Annotated in this window: 15 protein-coding genes; 9 read left to right on the forward strand and 6 right to left on the reverse strand. The window is 66.8% G+C overall.

Annotated elements, in window-relative coordinates:
• Window positions 1-50: 50 nt before the first annotated feature.
• Window positions 51-668, reverse strand: coding sequence for a TIGR02265 family protein (locus tag VFZ09_RS48940; protein WP_329734752.1), 618 nt, complete (start codon window positions 666-668; stop codon window positions 51-53).
• A gap of 317 nt (window positions 669-985) precedes the next feature.
• Here VFZ09_RS48940 and VFZ09_RS48945 point away from each other — a divergent pair, with 317 nt between their 5' ends.
• Both VFZ09_RS48945 and VFZ09_RS48950 read left to right on the forward strand, forming a co-directional pair.
• Entirely contained in the window at window positions 986-3,649 is a 2,664-nt protein-coding gene (locus VFZ09_RS48945) for a kelch repeat-containing protein (RefSeq protein ID WP_329734753.1), read from the forward strand.
• 168 nt (window positions 3,650-3,817) lie between these two features.
• Window positions 3,818-6,127: a hypothetical protein gene (locus tag VFZ09_RS48950; protein WP_329734754.1), complete on the forward strand. Its 2,310-nt coding sequence runs from the start codon at window positions 3,818-3,820 to the stop codon at window positions 6,125-6,127.
• 30 nt (window positions 6,128-6,157) lie between these two features.
• Here VFZ09_RS48950 and VFZ09_RS48955 read toward each other — a convergent pair whose 3' ends face one another.
• Window positions 6,158-7,816, reverse strand: a complete 1,659-nt coding sequence (locus tag VFZ09_RS48955) for a serine/threonine-protein kinase (protein WP_329734755.1) — start codon at window positions 7,814-7,816, stop codon at window positions 6,158-6,160.
• Window positions 7,817-7,998: 182 nt separating this feature from the next.
• Here VFZ09_RS48955 and VFZ09_RS48960 point away from each other — a divergent pair, with 182 nt between their 5' ends.
• Complete coding sequence (locus VFZ09_RS48960) at window positions 7,999-8,574, forward strand: hypothetical protein (protein WP_329734756.1); 576 nt, start codon at window positions 7,999-8,001, stop codon at window positions 8,572-8,574.
• 56 nt (window positions 8,575-8,630) lie between these two features.
• On the opposite strand, the gene VFZ09_RS48965 is transcribed toward VFZ09_RS48960, so the two are convergent.
• From VFZ09_RS48965 to VFZ09_RS48980, 4 genes are all read right to left on the reverse strand, one after another.
• On the reverse strand, window positions 8,631-9,107 hold the full coding sequence (locus VFZ09_RS48965; RefSeq protein WP_329734757.1) for an SMI1/KNR4 family protein: 477 nt from the start codon (window positions 9,105-9,107) through the stop codon (window positions 8,631-8,633).
• 16 nt (window positions 9,108-9,123) lie between these two features.
• The gene (locus VFZ09_RS48970; RefSeq protein WP_329734758.1) at window positions 9,124-9,780 is read right to left on the reverse strand and encodes a hypothetical protein; all 657 of its coding nucleotides are present in this window, start codon (window positions 9,778-9,780) and stop codon (window positions 9,124-9,126) included.
• Between the two features lie 91 nt (window positions 9,781-9,871).
• Window positions 9,872-12,493, reverse strand: a complete 2,622-nt coding sequence (locus VFZ09_RS48975) for a DEAD/DEAH box helicase family protein (protein ID WP_329734759.1) — start codon at window positions 12,491-12,493, stop codon at window positions 9,872-9,874.
• A gap of 151 nt (window positions 12,494-12,644) precedes the next feature.
• A complete protein-coding gene (locus VFZ09_RS48980) occupies window positions 12,645-13,334 on the reverse strand; it encodes a sulfite exporter TauE/SafE family protein (protein WP_329734760.1) in 690 nt (229 codons plus the stop codon).
• Window positions 13,335-13,382: 48 nt separating this feature from the next.
• On the opposite strand from VFZ09_RS48980, the gene VFZ09_RS48985 reads away from it, so the two are divergent.
• Genes VFZ09_RS48985 through ccoG form a run of 6 tightly spaced genes read left to right on the forward strand, consistent with a single transcriptional unit; the run spans window position 13,383 to window position 20,517 of the window.
• Entirely contained in the window at window positions 13,383-15,797 is a 2,415-nt protein-coding gene (locus VFZ09_RS48985; RefSeq protein WP_329734761.1) for a heavy metal translocating P-type ATPase, read from the forward strand.
• Window positions 15,794-15,973 carry a cytochrome oxidase gene (locus VFZ09_RS48990; protein ID WP_329734762.1) on the forward strand — a complete coding sequence of 60 codons (180 nt, stop codon included), beginning with the start codon at window positions 15,794-15,796 and terminating at the stop codon, window positions 15,971-15,973. The genes VFZ09_RS48985 and VFZ09_RS48990 overlap by 4 nt, the downstream gene beginning before the upstream one ends.
• 18 nt (window positions 15,974-15,991) lie before the next feature.
• The gene (gene ccoN / locus VFZ09_RS48995; RefSeq protein WP_329734763.1) at window positions 15,992-18,340 is read left to right on the forward strand and encodes a cytochrome-c oxidase, cbb3-type subunit I; all 2,349 of its coding nucleotides are present in this window, start codon (window positions 15,992-15,994) and stop codon (window positions 18,338-18,340) included.
• The gene (locus tag VFZ09_RS49000; RefSeq protein ID WP_329734764.1) at window positions 18,340-18,552 is read left to right on the forward strand and encodes a cbb3-type cytochrome c oxidase subunit 3; all 213 of its coding nucleotides are present in this window, start codon (window positions 18,340-18,342) and stop codon (window positions 18,550-18,552) included. Before ccoN ends, VFZ09_RS49000 begins: the two co-directional genes overlap by 1 nt.
• Entirely contained in the window at window positions 18,539-19,087 is a 549-nt protein-coding gene (locus VFZ09_RS49005; protein ID WP_329734765.1) for a cbb3-type cytochrome c oxidase N-terminal domain-containing protein, read from the forward strand. The genes VFZ09_RS49000 and VFZ09_RS49005 overlap by 14 nt, the downstream gene beginning before the upstream one ends.
• Window positions 19,088-19,101: 14 nt before the next feature.
• A complete protein-coding gene (gene ccoG, locus VFZ09_RS49010; RefSeq protein ID WP_329734766.1) occupies window positions 19,102-20,517 on the forward strand; it encodes a cytochrome c oxidase accessory protein CcoG in 1,416 nt (471 codons plus the stop codon).
• Window positions 20,518-20,633: the final 116 nt, after the last annotated feature.

Raw genomic sequence — 20,633 nt, forward strand, 5'->3', positions numbered from 1 at the left:
AGCGCTCCAGCCGCCACCGTCCGCACTGCTTCAGCGGGTACCGCCGGGACTCAGTCCCAGGTGAAGGTGACCTCGCTGTCGAGCCGCCCCACCTGCCGGCTCCTCACCGCCACCCGCGTCGCGCCTCCGAGCTCGAGCAGCATCTCCACGATGCCCGCGGAGTACGCATGCGGCATCAGCTCGCGCTTGAGGATGACGCGGCCCTGCTTCGGGCCGATCCACTCCACCACCTGCGTCCCGAAGCTCACGGACGCCTTGTGCGCCGAGGGCAGGCTCTCCACCAGCCGCTTCGGCTCCTTCCCCGACAGCGTCAGCAGCATCCGGCCCGCCGTGGTCCCCAGGAAGTCCATGACCGCATCTCGGCCCAGCTTCCGCATCGCCTGCTCGTGGCTCGCGCTCCGGGCGAGCAGCGCGGGCATCGCGATGGACAGGAACTGCAGCTGCAGCGTGGCGGGGTAGTTGAAGACGTCCACGAGCTGCTCGTGCCCGCTGGCCTCCAGGCACTGCTTGGCCACGGCGTCCCCGGCCAGCGCGCGGATGGACTTCAGCATTCCATTGAGGAACAGCCCGCGAGCGGTGTCCTGCGGCGTGCAGTGCGACATCCGCATTCCGCAGTCGTGCTGCCAGTCGATCGGAGCCTGGTTCCACGAGACTTGCGCGCTTTGCATATCTCCCTCCCATGGATGGGTGACAACGGCGCACATTCGGCTTCCCGGTGTGTCCCGGGTCCCCCCACCGTGCCCATCACGTCCTCATTTCTAGGAGGCCTCGGCGCGTGAGGCTGTGAATCGGCTCACAGGTTTCGAGAAATCTTCGGGCCGCCGAGAGCGCGTGTGGGTGTCCAGGCACACAAAGACATCCATGGGATCACGTCTAGTTTTCGGGTTTTGACGTGGAAAGGGACGTGTCTCTTCTTACATGCTTGCGCCCGGCCTTCCTGCGTGTGGAGCGCAGACCCCTGGCCGATCGAGAAAGAGGGACGTACATGAAGATGAGGACCCCCGGCTGGACGTGGAGATCCGCTGGCGCCCGATGCGCGCTGATGGGCTCGGCGGTACTGGCGTTGTCGGCGTGCAGTGGCGTGCTCGACGAGCAACAGTCAGGACAGGCACCCACGGGCCAGCAGCTCGCCCAGGCGGCACCGCCCGAGGCGCTGCCGTCGTCCACCCCCAGCACCACCACCGGCACCGTCACCGGGATTCCCTCGGACGGTGTCACCCCCAGCACCCCCGCCCCGGCCAGCACTCCCAGCGCCGCCAGCCTCGCGGCGGAGCTGCAGTTCGAGTGGAAGGGCAGCACGGTGCTCCCGGCGCACAAGCAGGTGATGATGACGCCCGTGGTGGTGGACGTGAACGGCGACCGCGTCCCGGACATCGTCTTCAGCACCTTCGACGGCGACTACTACAACCGGACCAACGAGAACGGCGGCAACGGCAACAGCAATGGCGTGCTCCGGGCCATCAGTGGCAAGGATGGGCGCGAGCTGTGGACCGCGGTGGATGCCTCCGCCCGCGTGAAGCCCGCCGCCAGCATCGCCGCTGGTGACATCGACGCCGATGGCAAGGTGGAGATCTGCGGCATCCCCGAGAACGGCCGCGGCATCATCTGCTTCGAGAACGACGGTACCTTCAAGTTCCGCTCGGCTCCGGACGCCTACGACTACAACGAGTGGGGTGGCCCCTCGCTCGCGGACCTCGAGGGCGACGGCACCGTGGAGATCCTCGACGGCAACCGCGTCTACAGCCACACGGGCGCGCTGAAGTGGGTGGGCTCGGATGGCATGGGCGGCGCGCTGTACACCGGCCCCGTCTCCTTCGCGGCGGACATCGACCAGGATGGCATCCAGGAGGTCATCAACGGCCGCGCCGTCTACCGCGCCGATGGCCGCCTCAAGTGCGCCAACACGGAGATTCCCCAGGGCTTCGCCGGTGTGGCCAACTTCGACGAGGATCCGGCGGCGGAGATCGCCGTGGCGGGCTACGGCAAGGTGAGCCTGCTCGACGACGACTGCAAGCTGCTGTGGACCCGCTCGGTCCACTACACCGATCCGGGGCAGCCCTTCCCCACGCAGCCCGGCCACGGTGGCCCGCCCAACATCGCGGACTTCGATGGCGACGGGAAGCTGGAGATCGGCCTCGCGGGTGACTGGAACTACACCGTCTACGGGGCCAATGGCGCCGTGAAGTGGACCCACACCATCCAGGAGTACAGCTCCGGCAAGACGACCTCCACCACCTTCGACTTCGAGGCGGATGGCGCGACCGAGGTCATCTACGCCGACGAGCTCTACCTGCGCGTCTTCGACGGTGCCACCGGCGCGCTGCGCTGGCAGACCCGTCACAGCTCCGGCACCACGCACGAGCTGCCCCTCGTGGTGGATGTGGACGCCGACGGCAGCGCGGAGATCATCGTGGTGGAGAACAACCACGCGGCCCCGGGCTTCAACGGCATCCGCGTGTACGGCGACCGTGACAATGCCTGGGTGGGCACGCGCGGCATCTGGAACCAGCACGCCTACTCCGTCACCAACGTCAACGACGACGGCACCATCCCGGCGCGCCCGGTGGCCAACTGGCTCACCCCGGGCCTCAACAACTTCCGCTCCAACGCTCCGGGCGCCGCCGCCGTCTGCCGCGTGACGGGCTCCTGGGAGAAGACCGGCAGTCTGGCGCTGCCTCGCATCCTGCACACCGCCGCGCTCCTCGAGGACGGCCGCGTGCTGGTGGCGGGTGGCTTCAACACCACCTCCGAGCTGTATGACGCCGCCACGGGCACCTGGAAGCGCACCGGCGACACGCTGGCCACGCACCACTACCACACGATGACGCGGCTGCTGGATGGGCGCGTGCTCATCGCCGGAGGTGGGACGTGCCCCGTCACGCTCGCCACCGCCGAGGTGTATTACCCGGCCCTGGGCCGCTGGAAGCCCACCGGCAGCCTGGTCGTCTTCCGCACCCACCACACGGCCACCCTGCTGCCCAATGGCAAGGTGCTGATCGCCGGTGGCGAGGACACCTCCGGCGCCGCGCTGAGCTCGGTGGAGCTGTATGACCCGGCCACGGGCACCTTCTCGCTCGCCGGCAACATGGGCACGGCCCGCCGCGACCACACGGCCACGATGCTCCCCAACGGCAAGGTGCTGATCGCGGGCGGTGGCAACGACTCCTACGAGACCCTGGCCTCGGCGGAGCTGTACGACCCGGCCACCGGCGCCTGGACGTCCGTGGGCGGCATGGGCACGCCGCGCAGCTTCCACTCGGCCTCGCTGCTGCCCAACGGCAAGGTGCTGGTGGCGGGCGGTGGCAGCTGGGACATCGCCAGCAGCTCCTCGGCCGAGCTGTATGACCCGGCCCGGGGCACCTGGTCGGCCACCGGCAGCATGAGCACGCCGCGCCGCTTCCACTCGGCCACGCTGCTCCCCAATGGCAAGGTGCTGGCCATCGCCGGCTACCACCAGGCCACCGGCATCCAGAAGGGCGCCGAGGTGTACAACCCGGCCACCGGGACCTGGTGCCCCGCGGGCAGCCTCGAGGTGGACCGCTACCGCCACACGGCCACGCTGCTCGAGGATGGCCGCGTGCTCGCCACCGCGGGCGTCAGCAACACCGACCAGGCCTCCGTCGAGGTGTTCAGCGTGGGCGGCAAGTAACCGCGCTCCCACGTCGCAAGCGAGGCCCCGGTCCGGTGGAACGTCCACCGCGCCCGGGGCCTCGCCCTTTTCTGGAGGGGAGGCACCCGCGAGCGGGTGAGCGTCACGGGACTCGGGGTCACATGCTAGTGTGCCGCCGTCCGTTGTGACGGGAGCATTCGCCGAGCCATGGATCGGAAGTCCCCCAAGGTGCCGCGGAGCACGGCCACCCTGTCGCGTGGCGGTGTCGCGGCCGAGCCCACCCCGGCCCTCGTGAAGAAGCCCACCGCGGCGAGGAAACGGCCTCCCCCGACGCCTTCCCCGGAGCCGAGCAGCACGGGCAGTCAGCGATTGGCACGGCGGGTGGTGGCGGTGCTCGCCCCCCGCAACCTCGTGGCCAGGGCCGAGCTGTCCTGGCTGTCCACCGCCCTGGCGGAGCTGCTCTCCGCCGAGCTGGCCATGGGGGAACAGCTCCGCCTGCTCCCCGGGGAAGGCGTGGTGCAGATGCGGAGGGATCTCCTCCTGCCGGACGAGGAGGGTTTCGCGGCGGCCACGCTGCAGCGCATCCGCGCGCACTCGGGCGTGGACCTGGTGCTCACCGGGGCGTACCTCGTGCAGGGGAAAGAGGAGTCCGCGCGGCTGCGGCTCAACCTCCGTCTGCAGGAGGCCACCACCGGCGAGACGCTGGCCCACCTGACGGAGGTGGGCGCGGAGGGGGAGCTGCTGGAGCTCGTCTCGCGCGTGGGCACCGCCCTGCGCAAGCGCCTGGGGCTGGCGCCGCTGACCACCGAGCAGGCCCACGGCGTGCGCAGCGCGATGCCCGCGGAGCCCGAGGCGGCCCGGCTCTACGCCGAGGGGCTCGCGGCCCTGCGAAACCATGACGCGGCCACCGCCGTGGAGCGCTTCGAGCGCGTGGTGAAGCACGAGCCGTCTTTCGCCCCCGCCCACTCGGCGCTGGCCGCCGCCCTCCAGTACCTCTACCAGGAGGAGGCCGCGAAGGAGGCCGCGCGCCGGGCCTTCGAGCTGTCCTCGAGCCTCTCGCGCGAGGAGCGCCTCCTGGTCTCGGCCCGCCACCACGAGGCCCAGGCCGAGTGGCCCCAGGCCATCGAGGCCTACCGGACGCTCTTCGAGTTCTTCCCGGACAACGTGGAGTACGGCACCGCGCTGGTGTTCGCGCAGGTGTCCGCGGGGCAGAACCGGGAGGCCCAGTCCACCCTGGAGGCGCTGCGCCGGCTCCCACCTCCCTTGAGCGAGGACGCGCGCATCGAGCTGGCCGCGGCGGTGGCCACGAGCGCGACCGCGGACTTCATCGCCTCCCGGCGGCATGCCGAGGCGGCGGTGTCCCGCTCGCAGCAGTCCAGCCAGGGCCAGCTCGCCGCCTCCGCGCTTATCATGGAGGCCTATGCGGCGCGCAACCTCGGGGAGCCCCTGCGTGCCGTGGAGCTGCTGGAGGAGTCCGAGCGGCTGTTCCTGGCGGGAGGGGACCGGGGCGGCGCGGCGCGCTCGATGCTCGTGCACGCCATGGCGCTCATCGACACGGGCCGGCTGCTGGAGGCCGAGCGCGTGTTCGTCTCCGCCATCGAGGCGGCCCGGGAGATCAAGGGCATCTCGCTGGAGGCCGAGGCCCTCCTGTGCGCGGGGGGACTGAGCTGCCGGTTGGGTCAGCTCTCCGAGGGGTTGAAGCGGGCCAGCCGGGCCGTGGAGCTCTTCCGGCAGCGCGGGCGGCTCTCCGACATGAACACCAGCACCATCCTGAAGGGCATGGTGCGGCGGCTCATGGGCGGGCTGGACGAGGGGAAGCGTCTGCTCGAGGAGGGGAGCCATGCGGCCCAGGTGCTCTTCGAGGACGGCTATGCCGAGGCCTGGGGCCGCTACGAGCTGGGCTGTCTGCTGATGGACCTGGGCGAGCTGGCGCAGTCACGGCAGCAGTTGGAGCGCGCGCTGGCGTTGCGGCGGGCGCGGGGCCTGGGCGCCTTCGTGGCCGAGACCGAGCTGGGCCTGGCGTGTCTGTCCCTGGAGGAGGGGAGGGCACAGGAGGCGCTTGCGGTGGCGGAGTCCGCGCTGTCGGCCTACGCGGCGCTGAAGAGCCTGGATGGGGAAGGCCTCGCGAACACGGTGAAGGCCCGGGCGTTGATGGCCCTGGGGAAATCCTCGGCGGCGCGTGAGGCCCTGGAGCGTGCCCGGACCCTCGCGGGCGGCAGCGAGGATGTGTTCATCGCGGCCGAGGTGCAGCTCACCGGCGCGGCCCTGGTGCGGCGGGACGGCGGGCCCTCGGAACGGGAAGAGACGGCGCGGCAGATGCAGGCGCTCGCGACGCGGGCGGCTCGCGACGGCATGAAGCGTGTGGCGCTCGAGGCGCGAGTCCTCCGGCTGGAACTCCAGCGTGAGACGAAGGCCGCCACGGTGCGCAAGGAATCGCTGTCCCTCCAGAAGGAAGCGAACCGGCTGGGTTATCGCGGCCTGCTCCAGCGGGCCCAGGCCTTGCTCGGAGACAAATAGACCGGGAAGCCGGGACGCCCGGCCTGGAGGTCATTCGTCAGGAGAGGCTCCTCCCAGAAGCCCGGTCTCGAGGAAGACGGGCCTCAGTTGAAGGCCATGGTCCTGGTCGAGAACGAGCTGGTTCTCCCAGGGTTTCCAGTCCGCATCCGTATCGGGCATCCGTCCGACGACCATGCCAGCCAGCGCCTTGTCCTCCACGGTGAGGTTGTCCCTCAGGGAGGTGAGCCTCACCGGGACCTGCGCATGGTAGCCCGGCAACCAGTGGGAGAGGCATTGCCTCGGTTCGAGGACCAGCGTCTCGGACCAATTCCCCGCATCGTCCATGTACTGATACGAGAAGACCATGCCCGTCTTGTTGCAGGTCCTGACGACCCGGGAGACGCGCAGGGTGTTGCTGACGGCGGTGTCCAGCAGGGTCATCTCCAGGAACTTCAATGCCTGCTGCTGGAACTTCTGGAGCTCGTCCTTGAGCTGCTCGTTCTGCTGGAGCTGCTGCAGGGCGCCTTGATTCCTCGCCTGGAGATCCCGTGCTTGCGCCTCGGAGCTCCGGGCCTGGCTCCTCGCGATGTCCAGCTCCTGTTTGAGGCGCCGGGTGTCCTGCTGCTCCGTCTGGTAGCGCGACTGGAGGCGCGCGTTGTCCCCGCGCAGGTCGTGCAGGTTGCGAAGCGTGGAGGCCAGACCCGCGAGCAGTAGGAGCGACAGGCCGCCCAGCACGAGCAGCCCCACCGTGCGCCCCCGGCTGCGAGCGGTTGGCGCCGGGACCGGAGCGGGGGCGGGAGCGGGCGCCACCGTCTCCTGGGGGATTGGCTTGGGCACCGGCTCTTCCAGCGCCTGCTCGAGGGCCGCTCGGAAGGCCGCGCAGTCCTGGAACCTCGCGGACGGATCCACCGCCATGGCCTCGCGGATGCACTGGCAGAGGCGTTCGGGCAGCTCGGGCACCACCTGCTCGGGCGGGGTGAAGTTGCCCTCGGTGATGCGCTTCATCATCTCGAAGTCGCTGCCCGCGTCGAAGGCCACTCGCCCGGTGGCCGCCTCGTAGAGGATGGCGCCCAGGGCGAAGATGTCCGTGCGTGCATCCACGTCGGATGCTCCGCCGATCTGCTCCGGGCTCATGTACGGCCGCGTCCCCAGGAGCACCCCGGTCCGGGTGCGGTACTTCTCGCCCGGCTCGTCCTGCGTCACCTTGGCGATGCCGAAGTCCGTCACCTTGGGATGCATCCGCCCCTGATGCCCCTGCGCCAGCAGGATGTTGCTGGGTGTCAGGTCGCGGTGCACCACCCGGTGGCCATGTGCCTCCTGCATCGCGTCCAGCACCGGCAGGAAGATCTGCCGCAGCGCGGGCAGGCCGAGCCTTCCGCCCGGGCTCTGGCCGAGCAGATCCTCCAGCGTGCCACCCTCCACGTACTCCATCACCAGGCCCGGCACCGGGCTGATGACGATGTCCGTCACCTGGGCGATGTGCGGATGGCGCAGGAGCGCCTGGATGCGGCCCTCGGTGGTGAAGCGGTGGCGCGCGTCGGCGCTGTGGAAGATGCGGGGATCCGGCACCTTGAGCGCATGCAGGCTGTGCAGCCCCAGGTGGCGCACCAGGTAGATGGTGGCCATGCCGCCCGCGGCGAGCTTGCGCACCACCTCGTACCGGTTGTCCAGGAGCCCCCCGGGCTCGAGCAGGCTGTTGTCTTCGCCCATGTGCGGGACCCTCAGGGCCGCCGAGTCTACATGAAGGGCGCGGTCCTCCACCCGGCCGCTCGTCATGTGCCCGACAAGGCGTCAGCTCGCCTGCCCGGGGTACGGGTGGGCACGAGCGCCAGCCCCCGGGGCTGTTCCGGCCGCGCGAGGGGGCTCACCTTGGTCGAGGGAGGACGTCCTCGATGAAGAGTGAGCGGCTGCCGTGGACTCTCGGATGGGTGAGCCTGGGAATCGGACTGACGGAGCTGACATTCCCGAAGGGCCTCTGTCGCCTCATGGGTGTCTCGAAGCGCCACGCCGGGCTGATGCGGGTGTTCGGACTCCGGAAGATCGCCAGCGGATTGGGATTGCTGCTCCAGCCGCATCGGCGGGAATGGGTCTGGGCCCGCATCGCGGGTGATGCCCTCGACCTCTCGCTCCTGGGCGTGGCCTTCCGGCTCCCGCTCTCGAACAAGGGCTGGCTGGGCGCCATCACCGCCGCGGTCACCGGGGTGACGCTCGTGGACGTGTTCGCCGCCGTGGAGACGTTGCGCTCGCCCCGGCTCCATGCGGGGCACGTGACGCCGCCGCTCGGGATGGACATCGGGAGCAGCGCCCCCGCCGAGAGCTGGCGCGGGAGCGGTCTGGCCGAGGACGTGGGCGCCAACCCGCACCGGAGCGAGGACAGCCTCCCGGAAGCGGAGCGGCAGCGCATGATGAAGGAGGCCGCGCGGGAGCTCGGACTGCCGGATCGGGACGAGCACGGCACTCCGCGCTAGCCTCCACGGCTGGCCGTGGAGGACCGCACTGCCCCGGCCGAGGAGGGCCGGGGTGCTCACTTCGTGTACTGCTTCAACCAGAACTGGCGTCCCGTGCTTCGCAATGCACCCGCCAGGAACTCGGAGAAGGAACTGGCGATCTGCTTGCAGTAGTCTGGATTTGGGAACATCTCGTGGTAGCCATCTACGATGGGATAACGGCCGTTTTCCTGGTGGCTCACGTCCACCAGGACATAGTTGCTGTCCTGCACATCGCAGATGGCATACATTGAGGCGGGGCCGTGTTCGTCATCATCGTTGCGCTTGCCGAGAATTGCCACCCGCGCCCGGACAATCTGGGACAGCGGCAGGAGCAGGTAGGGGGCTTCCGGTAGGCGCTCGAACAACTCCGCTCCATTGCAATGCAGATAGAAGGCTCGCAGTTCCGGATCCAGTCGCCAGCCTACTCGCTGTTCGAACTCATCGATTTCCTCCGGCCTGGCAGGTGGATAGGGGAAGTGGTCACGTGAGACCTCTTCGAGCAGGTGGCTCATGAGCATGGCCATATCTTCAGTTGTCCGTGTAGGGCAGGTTTGGACCCACCGTATTCCAGGGCGCTTTGCCGTCGTAACAGGCTGGGTACTGCTCATTGAGTACATCGTGAACGTTGGGCTCTGCGGGAATGATGTTGTTGGGGTCCACCGGGTCTCCCCCGTGGGCGAGATCACGAATGTGGTGGCCCGGCCAGAACCTGCCGCCAGTGGTAGGCCACAGTCCGAACTTCTCGCTCCATTCCCGGCGAAACGCGCTCCTCACGCTGTCCCACTGCTCACGTAGGACGGCGGTTCCTGCTGGATTCAACTGGGCGTAGTTGCAGCAGCAGTGCCAGATGCCGTAGCGGCTACCCGCTTTGACGGGGAGGGGCAGGACGACGAGACTTCCCTCCCAGTCCAATTTGATGTCCGTCAGCCACATGCAGCCCATGAGCAGGTAACTCCCACTGGCGCACTCTTTCTGGCAGATTGACCAGAACTCCTGCCTGCATTGCCAGGGACCATAGAAGAGAGTTGTCCTCATCCGCCCGCCCGGCACGTTCAGCCAGGGGAGTTCCTTTTTCGTCGCGGGCGTGAGCGCTGGCGAGGGCGAAGGACCAGAGCCGCCTGTACCGTGGGGCGTCACGCATCCAACGAAGAGCATCAACAGCACCGAGGTCGCGGTCTGCTTCATGGAGATTCTATTGGCGGGACCGCGCATGGGTTGGACTGGGCCGAGGCTCGATTGCTCTTGGTAGTGGCAGTGCTCGTACCTTCAGCCAATATTAGGGCGCCTTGGATTTGGAGAGCGGCTTGGTGTAATGCAGCGCGAATTGTTTTGTCGTGAGCTTGTATTCTTCAAGCAGTTTGCTGATCGGCTCGGGTTTCCAAAAAAGAGGTGGTTGTTTCACCAAAGCACCTAGGAATTGTTCAATATTCTTTAGAAGCTTCTCCAGTCCATCTGGTGTTAACACCCTGGTGCCCTCAGGAAAGAAGGCATCATGCCTCGGGGTGGTTGAGCGTGCCACTACAACAGGGATTCCCTCCCTCTCGGGATCTCTGTGCCTGAACCACTCCATTGCAGCAAGGAGTTGCTCACCATCACTCTTTGGCAAATCCTTTGCCCGTTCGTTCTTGGCCTCAATGACCCACGAGAACTCTGGCCACTCCCACAGGTTGTCCGGACCGCGCAGGAACTGCTTTTCCGGACGTAGCCCTATAGCCCCAAAGGTTACAGCAATATCCATTAGGCCCTGTTCTAGAATCTCTGGTTTAGCGTCAAAAGATAGCTTTGTTTTGAGTGTCGCCAATTCAGCAAGCGCGCCGTTCGGATTGGAAAAGCCGGCGTACCAGGACAGCACCACTGTTGCTGCGGCTGCCGTTGGCTTCGAGTACCGGGATACGATGCTGTTGGGCGGTGTGCACATGTAACTATTCTTCTCGTGTGCAGCCTTTTGTGTCTGAAGACCCGCTGGTTCATCGACCTCGTATATATAATTGGCCTTACGCTGTAGCAGCCAGCCGATTTGCTCCTCTGAGGGTGGCGCGATTGCTTCCTTTTCTCGTGAAGAGGCTGTACCCTTAGCGGGCTTTGCTTTTGCTTGTGCTGATTTTTCTTTTGCCTGCTTGGTTGGCTGTTCTTTTTGTGGCTTTACTTTGTGAAGCACGTCTTGAATGATATCAGCCGCTTTCTGAGGATTGTGTGCGAATGCGGCACGCTGAGCCTGGTGTTCAGCCTCGGTTAAGAGAATTTGAAGTTCTTCAGGCTTGTCTGTCAGCCCTTTTAGTTTTTTCTTTACCCTACTGTCGTAGAAGGACTTCCATCCGGCATCGCGCGTTAGGCACTTGTTTGCCATGTCCTCTACGGCATTCGTTAGTGCGCCGCCTTGGTTCAATGCAATCTTTGTTAGGTCTTCCGAAAGCTGGAGTTGTGCCCGCGTTGTTGCTCCCATCAATTCCACCACATCCCGTTTGGCTAGGAAATTCACCAAATCTGGCCCGGTCAATACTACAACAGCGTAATCTGCTTGTGACCGAACCGCGCGTCCCATCCCTTGCTCGACGCGATAGATCCATCTCCGATACGCGCCACCAGGGCGACCCGGGACTTTTCGATCATAGTCATCACCAAGCCCTTGGCCAACAGGCATGCCATCGATCACAAGAACGCGACAAGAATCGTCTGGCAAGTCCACACCGTCATATCGCTGAGCGAAGGCGACAAACGAGAGTGTTCCCTTCTTTAGTCCTTCGACTGTCTCTTTCACTCTGTCGCCGACTTCCACAGTGGCCCCCACTGCCTCCCATTGTCTTGCTGCCTTTTCGCTTGGTGTTAGGACAACTACCCGGAATCGCTTGGACAATTTGCGACACCATTTCATTACCCAATCGCGATCTAGTGTTGGATCGATCAGCGAAGGAGCAAGCACCATGCGCTCTCCAACTCCTCCGTCAGAAGGTGGGACAATGGGATTTCGCGCGGCATCAGGCTCGCAGCCGAGTTCACGGACAAGGGCCGAGTCGTCGGACAATGTGGCCGACATAAAAAGCCTGTGCTTGGCTTCATTGTAAGGGCGCGCCAACTGCACGGCTGGGATATCAGGAAAAATCTCAATGACTTTTCCTGACACTATGCATCGGCACCATCTGAGATTGTTTTTGAGGTAGCCCCATACGAACAGAAGACCTTTGCCTTCGGCATAAACATCTAGTGTCGAGCGCAATTGATCGATAAGTGGAGCCCAAATCCAGAAAGGGACTTCGAAAGCGGCTGCGTCATCTCCGCGCTCGACTCCCATCCAAACACCAGGGTTGTAGTCTTTGCATGGAGCGCGTAGAAGCTCAAGTAATCCTTCGAAGAGTGGTTCGATTTCGCCTTTCTCAATACGAATGGTGAAGCTATCCCTTATTTCTTGGATACCTGAGTGCGCATCATCCAGAACAATTGCGTGCGGTATGAGATCGACATCATCACGGTCGAAAGTGGAACGTGCATTGAAAAGTTTGTCATAAGTGCAAACGATGATCGCTTGCCCTGCAATTGCTGTGGCTGGGGGGTGTTTTTCGCCATGTCGATAATAAACGGCACTTATGCCAAGATTTTCGGCTTCCTGTAAAACCTGCTCAACAAGTTGTGTAGTAGGGCAGAGGTACACCACAGGGCGGCGCGTCTCCGCCATGTAGGAATAGAGATGCACTAGGGCTACGGTGGTTTTGCCGAAGCCTGTGCTCATTTTGAGCACTAGGTCACGCGTTCCCCGCTTGGCTGCAAGTGACACCAGCGCTTCTTTCTGCGGCGCTCGCAGCCCGACGTGCGAGGTCTTTCTGTCAAGGGAATCAAAAAGTGCAAGCGGATCGGAGACGTCAATAGGCGTCTCGTCGTCGGTGTACTTAGAGAAATCAACCATCGTTGAACCTCCCAACAGTTCGCGGAGAAGTTGCGAGCATACGCTGTGCCAGCAAAATCGCCAATGCCTCTGCTTTCCGGATTCGACTTGTGCGGTGTGTGTCTCCGACGGGACTCGAATCCGTCGGACATTGGATGATGGGGCAATGCACTCAGTGACAGCTCGGCTGACCTGTGCTGACACCCACCGCGCGGTAGATGAGCACCGCCGCGGCCAGCAACGGCACCGCTCGTTTGAGCACGAAGGTCGCCATGCGCGGTTGCCGCGCCCATAAGCCCGTTTGCACCTGTGCCCCCAGCAGCGCCGGGAGCCCGCCCAGGGCGAAGGCCCCCATCAGCAGCGCTCCACCCCCCAAGGAGCTGCTCGCCAGCGCCGCCGCGTACACCCCGTAGAGCAGGCCGCAGGGCAGCAGCGGCGTCACCGCACCCATTGCGCCCGCTTTGCTCAAAAGCGAAAACTTTGCGCCCACCCGGGTGACGGCCACCGCCACGTGGCTCAGCCCTGGCAATGGCCTCAGCCGCTTTCCCAACTCCAGCGCCGAGGCCACCAGCGCCGCCGCCATCACCCACGGCAGCCAGGGCCGCGCCGAGACCGCCAGCGCCCGCGACACCCCTCCGCCCAGCGCCCCCAGCAGCCCTCCCACGAGTGCGTACGAGCCCACGCGCGCGCTCTGATACGCGAGCACCGCGCGCCATCGCTCCGGGCCCTTCACCCCCGGCAGTCCCGCGCACGCCAGCGGCCCGCACATCAGGAGGCAGTGCACGCTTCCGGTGACGCCCACCATCAACGCCCCCAACGCGCCCACCCAGAGGTTCTCGAGAACGGGAAATGCCGTGGTCATGCCCCCGTCCATCGCAATGGGCATGCCGTTCGCAAGGGGCCCGCTTCGATGCCGGTCTCCCAGCCAATCGAGCATGCCTCGGCCTCGTGCCTCCACTGTGGCAGCCCCGTTCCCCAGGGCTCGCCACTCCGGGGCTTCTGCTGCGCCGGCTGCGAGGCCGTCCACCACCTCCTCGTGGACCAGGGCCTCACCCGCTACTACGCGCTGGCCGACGGCAAGACGGCCCCCGCCCCCGAGCCCCGGCAGGACCGTGGCTTCGCCTGGCTGGAGCCGCTCGTGGCCCGCGCCGAGTCCTCCACCAGCTCCGTGTGTACGCTCGAGCTGGATGTGCAGGGCATCCACTGCGCCGCATGCGTCTGGCTGATGAACGAGCTGTTCCGCCGCCAGTCCGGCGGGGCCTCGCTCACCGTCAATCCCGCGCTCGGCAAGGTGCGGCTCGCCTGGAGCAAGGGCGCCTTCGACGTGGCCGCCTTCCTCCGCTCCGTCGAGGGCTTCGGCTACCTCTTCGGCCCCAGCCGCAAGCGTCCCGAGTCCGCCTCGCTCGATCTGCCCATCCGGCTCGGCATCTGCGCCGCCATCACGATGAACGTGATGCTCTTCTCGGTGAGCTTCTACGTGGGGCTCACCCCGGCCGATGGCGACGTCTTCTCCCTCTTCAGCCAGCTCAGCGTGTGGCTCTCCACCGGCGTGGTGCTGGTGGGCGGCTGGCCCTTCTTCCGCTCGGCGTGGCGCGGCCTGCGCAGCGGCGTCCTCCACCTGGACCTGCCCATCGCCCTGGGCATCCTCCTCGTCTTCTCCACCTCGCTGCTCGAGGCGCGCGACGGCCGGGGAGACCTGGCCTACTTCGACACGCTCAACACCTTCGTCACCCTGATGCTGGTGGGCCGCTGGTTGCAGCAGCGCGTCCTCGAGCGCAACCGGCGCTTCCTCCTGGAGGATGATGGCGCGGACGGCCTCTTCGCCCGGCGTCAGGAGGGAGACCGGCTCGTCACCGTGCGTGCCGCCGAGCTGCGCGCGGGCGACGTGCTCGTCATCGCCCCGGGGGAGCTGGTGCCCGTGGATGCCGAGCTGCTCGACGCGAGCGCCAGCTTCTCCACCGACTGGGTGACGGGCGAGCCGGACGTGCGCGCGGTGGAGCAGGGCGGAGAGGTGCCCGCCGGGGCCTTCAACGCCGCCCGCGCCGCCGCCCACCTGCGCGCCCGGACGGACTTCCAGGACTCGCCGCTGGTGGCCCTGCTGCGCCAGACGCCCTCCGCGCCCGGCCGCGTGCCCGCCCACGCGCGCTTCTGGAACGCCGTGTCCCGCCGCTGGGTCGTCTCCGTGCTGCTCGTCTCCGGACTGGGGCTCGCCCTCTGGCTGCCCCAGGGCCAGGACAAGGCGCTGCAGGTGGCCGTGGCCCTGCTCGTGGTGACGTGCCCCTGCGCCATCGGCATCGCCGTGCCGCTCGCCTACGAGCTCACCCAGACGCGCCTGCGCCGGCTCGGCCTCTTCGTTCGCAGCCAGGACCTGCTGGATCGGCTGCCCCGCGTGCGCAAGGTGCTCTTCGACAAGACGGGCACGCTGACGCTCGGCCGTCTGGAATTGGTGGACCGCGAGGCCGTGGACGCGCTCGCGCCCGAGTTGCGCGATGTGGCCTTCGACCTGGCCGCGCGCAGCAACCACCCGGTGAGCCGATGCCTCGCCGCGGCACTTTCTCGCGCTGGCGCACGCTTCACCGCTGGCGCACGAGTCACGGAGCACCCCGGGCTGGGCCTGGAATTGCTCCGAGAGGACGGGATGTGGCGGCTGGGTGCCCTGGAATGGGCGGCACCTGGCGCCACGGGACCGGGAGGGACCGTCCTCGCCCGCAACGGCCAGCCCCTGGCCACCTTCGCCCTGCGCGAGTCCGTGCGTGCCGATGCGCGCCGGGAAATCCAGGCGCTGCGCGAGGCCGGCCACGAGGTGTGGCTCATCTCCGGCGACGCGCCCGCGCGGGTGCGTGCCATGGCCGAGGCCCTGGACGTACCCGTGGCGCATGCGCTCGGCGGCCAGCGGCCCGAGGACAAGGCCGAGGCGGTGGCGCGCATCGACCAGGCGGACACGCTCTTCCTGGGCGACGGCGTCAATGACAGCCTCGCCTTCGAGCGCGCCTTCTGCGCGGGTACGCCCGCCATCGATCGGCCGGTGCTGCCGGGCAAGTCCGACTTCTTCCTCATGGGCGAGGGCCTCTCGGCCATCCGCGAGGCCCTGGAGCTCTCCGGCCGCCTGCGCCGGGTGGTGCGCCAGGTGATTGGCATCTCGCTCGCCTACAACATGGTGACGGTGGCGGTGAGCCTCGCCGGGCTGATGACGCCGCTGCGCGCGGCCGTGGTCATGCCGCTCAGCTCCCTGTCCCTCATCCTCTTCACCCTCGTGAGCCTCTCCGCGCGCCGCACGCCCGCGGCGGGAGCGCCGGCACGGGCCTTGAAAGAGGTGCCCGCATGAACGTCATCGTCCTCCAGGTCTTCGTCAGCCTGATGCTCGTGGTGGGCTCGGTGCTGCTCTACGCCTTCAGCGTGCGGCACCGCGACTACGAGCACGCCGACCGCCTGTCCCTCATTCCGCTCGAGGACGACACCGCCAGGCCGGCCCCGTCCTCCGAAACCAGGCCGCAGCAATGACTCTCCCGAGGTGATCTCGTGCAACAGCAACGCATCGTCTACGACGACGCCATCACACGGCGGTTCATCTTCGCCTCAGTGCTGTTCGGCGTGGTGGGCCTGTTGGTGGGCTGCATCGTCGCCGCCCAGCTCGCCTGGTGGCAGCTCAACTTCGGCGTGCCCTATCTGACCTTCTCCCGCCTGCGCCCGCTGCACACCAACGCGGTCATCTTCGCGTTCGTGGGCAACATGATGTTCGCGGGCGTCTACTACTCCACCCAGCGTCTGCTGAAGACGCGCATGGCGTCCGACCTGCTCTCCAAAATCCATTTCTGGGGATGGCAGGCCATCATCGTCTCGGCGGCCGTGACGCTGCCGCTCGGCATCTCCACCGCCAAGGAGTACGCCGAGCTCGAGTGGCCCATCGACATCGCCATCGCGCTCGTCTGGGTGGTCTTCGCCATCAACTTCTTCTGGACGCTGGCGAAGCGCCACGAGAAGAACCTCTACGTCGCCATCTGGTTCTACATCGCCACCATCATCACCGTGGCGGTGCTGCACATCGTCAACAGCCTGGCATTGCCGCTCGGCCCGCTGAAGAGCTACTCCGTCTTCTCCGGCGTACAGGACGCGCTGGTGCAGTGGTGGTACGGCCACAACGCCGTCGCCTTCTTCCTCACCACGCCCATCCTGGGCATCATGTATTACTTCCTGCCCAAGGCGGCCGAGCGCCCGGTCTATTCCTACCGGCTCTCCATCATCCACTTCTGGGCCCTGGTGTTCATGTACATCTGGGCCGGTCCGCACCACCTGCTCTACACCGCGCTGCCGGACTGGGCGCAGTCGCTCGGCATGGTGTTCAGCGTGGCGCTGTGGGCCCCGTCCTGGGGCGGCATGCTCAATGGCCTGCTCACCCTGCGCGGCGCCTGGCACAAGCTGCGCGAGGACCCGGTCATCAAGTTCCTCATCGCCGGTGTCACCTTCTACGGCATGGCTACCTTCGAGGGCCCGCTGCTCTCCATCAAGTCGGTGAGCGCGCTCGGGCACTACACGGACTGGATCATCGGCCACGTGCATGGGGGCGCCCTGGGCTGGAACGGCCTCATGGCGGCCGGCATGTTCTACTGGCTGGTGCCCAGGCTGTACGGCACGAAGCTGCACTCGGTGAAGGCGGCGGACCTGCACTTCTGGACGAGCACGGTGGGCATCCTGCTCTACATGCTCGCGATGTGGGCCTCGGGCATCAACCAGGGCCTCATGTGGCGCGCCACCAACCCGGACGGGACGCTGCTCTACCCGAACTTCGTGGAGACGCTCATCGCCATCCGGCCCATGTACATCGTCCGTCTGATCGGCGGCTCGTTGTACCTCATGGGCTTCCTGTTGATGGTGTGGAACCTCTGGAAGACGGCCCGCTCCGGCCAGGCGGTGGATGGAGAGACCACCGTGGTGGTGGAGGAGAAGGCTCCCGAGTCCGTGGGGGTGGGCAGGCCCGCGTGGGTGGCCATCGTCACCGGTTGGCCGCTCCTGTTCGCGCTGGCCATCATCGGCCTCAGCTTCTTCCTGGGCTGGTCCAGCCCCGTGCGCGCCATCGCCATCATGGGCGCCATGCTGGCCCTGGGTGAGTTCGCGTGGATCGTCGCCCGGCGCAACCGCGAGACCGGTGGGCCCTCCTGGTTCGCCATCATCGAGGGCCGCCCGCTGGCCTTCACCGTGCTCACGCTGCTCGCCATCCTCATTGGCGGCGTGGCGGAGTTGCTGCCCACCATCCTCATCAAGCAGGCGGTGCCGCACCACGGCGAGGCCCAGCAGCCGTACTCCCCGCTGGAATTGCAGGGCCGCGACCTGTACGTGCGCGAGGGCTGCTATGTCTGCCATTCGCAGATGATCCGTCCCTTCCTCGCGGAGACGCAGCGCTACGGCGACGTGTCCCGGGCCGAGGAGTTCATCTACGATCACCCGTTCCAGTGGGGCAGCAAGCGCACCGGTCCGGACCTGCACCGCGTGGGCGGCAAGTACCCGAACCTCTGGCACTACACGCACATGATGGATCCGCGCGCCACCAGCCCCGGCTCCAACATGCCGCCGTACCCGTGGCTCGCGGACAACAAGATCGACGTCAAGCTGGCGCCCAAGAAGCTGTCGCTGATGCAGAAGCTCGGCGTGCCCTACACCAACGCCGACGTGGACGGTGCCGAGGCGCGCCAGAAGGCCCAGGCCCAGACCATCACCGCGGACCTGGCCAGCCAGGGCGTCCAGGTGGCGTGGGACTCGGAGATGGTGGCCCTCATCTCCTATCTGCAGCGGCTCGGGCGCGGGCCCCAGGACGTGGTTCCGGCCGTGCCGGGCGGAATCCAGACGGCCTCGACGACGGGAGGGACTCCCTGATGTGGCGCCAATTCTACGCGGGCATGGACCTGGTCCATCTGCCGCTCTTCACGCTGATTCTCTTCATCGTGGTCTTCACCGGTGTCACCGCGTGGGTGTTCCTCGCGCGGCGCGGCCAGGACTACGACGCGATCTCCCGGCTGCCGCTGGCCGAGACGGGCGCGGTGACTTCCGATTCCCGCGGCGCGAGGGCCCACCATGAGCGCGAATGACAAGCCGGGCATTCTCCACGTCTATGACGGCATCGAGGAGATGGACAACCACCTGCCCAACTGGTGGCTGTTCCTCCTCTGGAGCACCGTCCTCTTCGGTTTTGGTTATTGGTTCTACTATCAGGTGAGTGGTGTCGGCCCCGGCTCCATGGCGGTGTACAAGGCCGAGGCCGCCGAGGCCGCGCGCAACGCCGCCTCCAACCAGCCCGTGTCCGACGAGACGCTGCTCGCGCTGATGCTGGACTCGCAGTCGGTGGAGCAGGGCAAGGCGCAGTTCACGCAGCAGTGCGCCGCCTGCCATGGCCAGAAGGGCGAGGGACTCATCGGTCCGAACCTCACGGACAAGTTCTGGCTGCACGGCGGCACGCCCATGGCCATCCACAAGACGGTGTCCGAGGGCGTGGTAGCCAAGGGCATGCCCGCCTGGGAGCGGACGCTGGGCGCCGAGCGCGTGCGCTCCATCGCCGCCTACGTGTTGACGCTCAAGAACACGAACGTGCCCGGCAAGGCCCCCCAGGGCGAGCTGGCGGAGTAGGGGAGGGTATTCAGATGGCACAGCCTCGAGCATCCGGACCGGGCACCGGGCACCTCTCCTCCATCCGTCCGGATGGCTCCCGGCTGGGCATCCATCCCTCGGACGTGCACGGCCGCTTCATCACCTGGCGGCGCATCGTCTTCGCGGTGCTGATCGCCATCTACGCCGTGACTCCATTCATCCGGATGGGCGGCCACCCCGCCATCCACCTGGACGTGGCGGCTCGCCGCTTCTACCTCTTCGGCAGCACCTTCAACGCGCAGGACTTCTGGATCGTCCTCTTCCTGCTCACCACCACGGGCTTCTCGCTGCTCTTCGCCACCGCGTGGCTCGGACGCGTGTGGTGTGGCTGGGCCTGCCCGCAGACGGTGTTCCTCGAGGGCGTCTACCGGCGCATCGAACGGTGGATCGACGGCCCCCGCGAGCGCCGGCTGAAGCTGGCCGCCGGCCCCTGGACGCCGGAGCGCGTGCTGCGCGCGGTGACGAAGCACGGGGCGTTCCTCGCCGTGTCGTGGTTGCTGGCCCACGTGGCCCTGGCCTTCTTCGTCTCCGTGAAGGGCCTGGGCACCATGGTGCTGGACGGGCCGGGCGGGCATGCCGTGCCCTTCGCCTGGGCCATGGCCGTCACCGGCGCGCTGTATTTCAACTTCGCCTGGTTCCGCGAGCAGCTGTGCGTGGTGCTCTGCCCCTATGGGCGTCTCCAGTCGGCCATGCAGGACCGGGACTCGCTCCTCATCGGTTATGACATCGCCCGGGGCGAGCCGCGCGGCCGTCTGGTGAAGGCGAAGCTGGCGCTCGCGGAGGCTCCCCGTCAGGGCGACTGCGTGGATTGCCGCAAGTGTGTCACCGCCTGTCCCACGGGCATCGACATCCGCAATGGCTTGCAGATGGACTGCATCGCCTGCGCGCAGTGTGTGGATGCCTGTGACGAGGTGATGGACAAGGTGGGGCGCCCCAGGGGCCTCATCCGTTACGACTCGCTCAACGGGCTGGAGGGCCAGCCCCGCCGCGTGGTCCGGCCGCGCCTGCTCCTCTACGGGGGCTTCTTGCTCGTCTCCGCCCTCGCGCTCACGGTGAGCCTGGTGGGCCGCACGCCCTTCGAGGCCAACCTGCTGCGCTTCCAGGGCCTGCCCTACTTCCTGGAGGGCACCACGGTGCGCAACCAGTTCGAGCTGCACCTGGTGAACAAGAACCCGGTGGAGTCCACCTTCACCGTGCGGGTGGACAGCCCGGTGCCCGCCAACGTGGTGGTGCCGCAGCAGCAGGTGACGCTGGGCTCGCTGGAGAGCTTCCGGCTGCCCCTCTTCGTCACCGTGGAGCGGGGCCCTCGCGTGCCCTTCGTCTTCAAGGTCGAGGTCACCGACCAGGTCTCCGGTCAGGTGAGACGGTTGGAGGCCCGCTTCCTGGGCCCCCCGGGGGCGAGCCGGTAGGAGGAGCCAGCAGCGAGCCCTCCAGGCGGATAGAGGGGTTGTACGACCGCACCCCTTCCTTCGTGCTGGGTGGCCCGGCCGGAAGATGCAATCCAGTTGACGATTCCCAGGGTGAG

This window comes from Archangium sp., from assembly GCF_036277355.1.
GTDB lineage: Bacteria > Myxococcota > Myxococcia > Myxococcales > Myxococcaceae > Archangium.

Excerpts from the sequence above, each read along its gene's own strand:
- VFZ09_RS48970 (WP_329734758.1), bottom strand. The coding sequence starts at position 9,780 with ATGAAGCAGACCGCGACCTCGGTGCTGTTGATGCTCTTCGTTGGATGC.
- VFZ09_RS48980 (WP_329734760.1), bottom strand. The coding sequence starts at position 13,334 with ATGACCACGGCATTTCCCGTTCTCGAGAACCTCTGGGTGGGCGCGTTG.
- VFZ09_RS48940 (WP_329734752.1), bottom strand. The coding sequence starts at position 668 with ATGCAAAGCGCGCAAGTCTCGTGGAACCAGGCTCCGATCGACTGGCAG.
- VFZ09_RS49005 (WP_329734765.1), top strand. The coding sequence starts at position 18,539 with ATGAGCGCGAATGACAAGCCGGGCATTCTCCACGTCTATGACGGCATC.
- VFZ09_RS49000 (WP_329734764.1), top strand. The coding sequence starts at position 18,340 with ATGTGGCGCCAATTCTACGCGGGCATGGACCTGGTCCATCTGCCGCTC.
- VFZ09_RS48955 (WP_329734755.1), bottom strand. The coding sequence starts at position 7,816 with ATGGGCGAAGACAACAGCCTGCTCGAGCCCGGGGGGCTCCTGGACAAC.
- VFZ09_RS48975 (WP_329734759.1), bottom strand. The coding sequence starts at position 12,493 with ATGGTTGATTTCTCTAAGTACACCGACGACGAGACGCCTATTGACGTC.
- VFZ09_RS48965 (WP_329734757.1), bottom strand. The coding sequence starts at position 9,107 with ATGAGCCACCTGCTCGAAGAGGTCTCACGTGACCACTTCCCCTATCCA.
- VFZ09_RS48990 (WP_329734762.1), top strand. The coding sequence starts at position 15,794 with ATGAACGTCATCGTCCTCCAGGTCTTCGTCAGCCTGATGCTCGTGGTG.
- VFZ09_RS48960 (WP_329734756.1), top strand. The coding sequence starts at position 7,999 with ATGAAGAGTGAGCGGCTGCCGTGGACTCTCGGATGGGTGAGCCTGGGA.
- ccoG (WP_329734766.1), top strand. The coding sequence starts at position 19,102 with ATGGCACAGCCTCGAGCATCCGGACCGGGCACCGGGCACCTCTCCTCC.
- VFZ09_RS48945 (WP_329734753.1), top strand. The coding sequence starts at position 986 with ATGAAGATGAGGACCCCCGGCTGGACGTGGAGATCCGCTGGCGCCCGA.
- VFZ09_RS48950 (WP_329734754.1), top strand. The coding sequence starts at position 3,818 with ATGGATCGGAAGTCCCCCAAGGTGCCGCGGAGCACGGCCACCCTGTCG.
- VFZ09_RS48985 (WP_329734761.1), top strand. The coding sequence starts at position 13,383 with ATGCCGGTCTCCCAGCCAATCGAGCATGCCTCGGCCTCGTGCCTCCAC.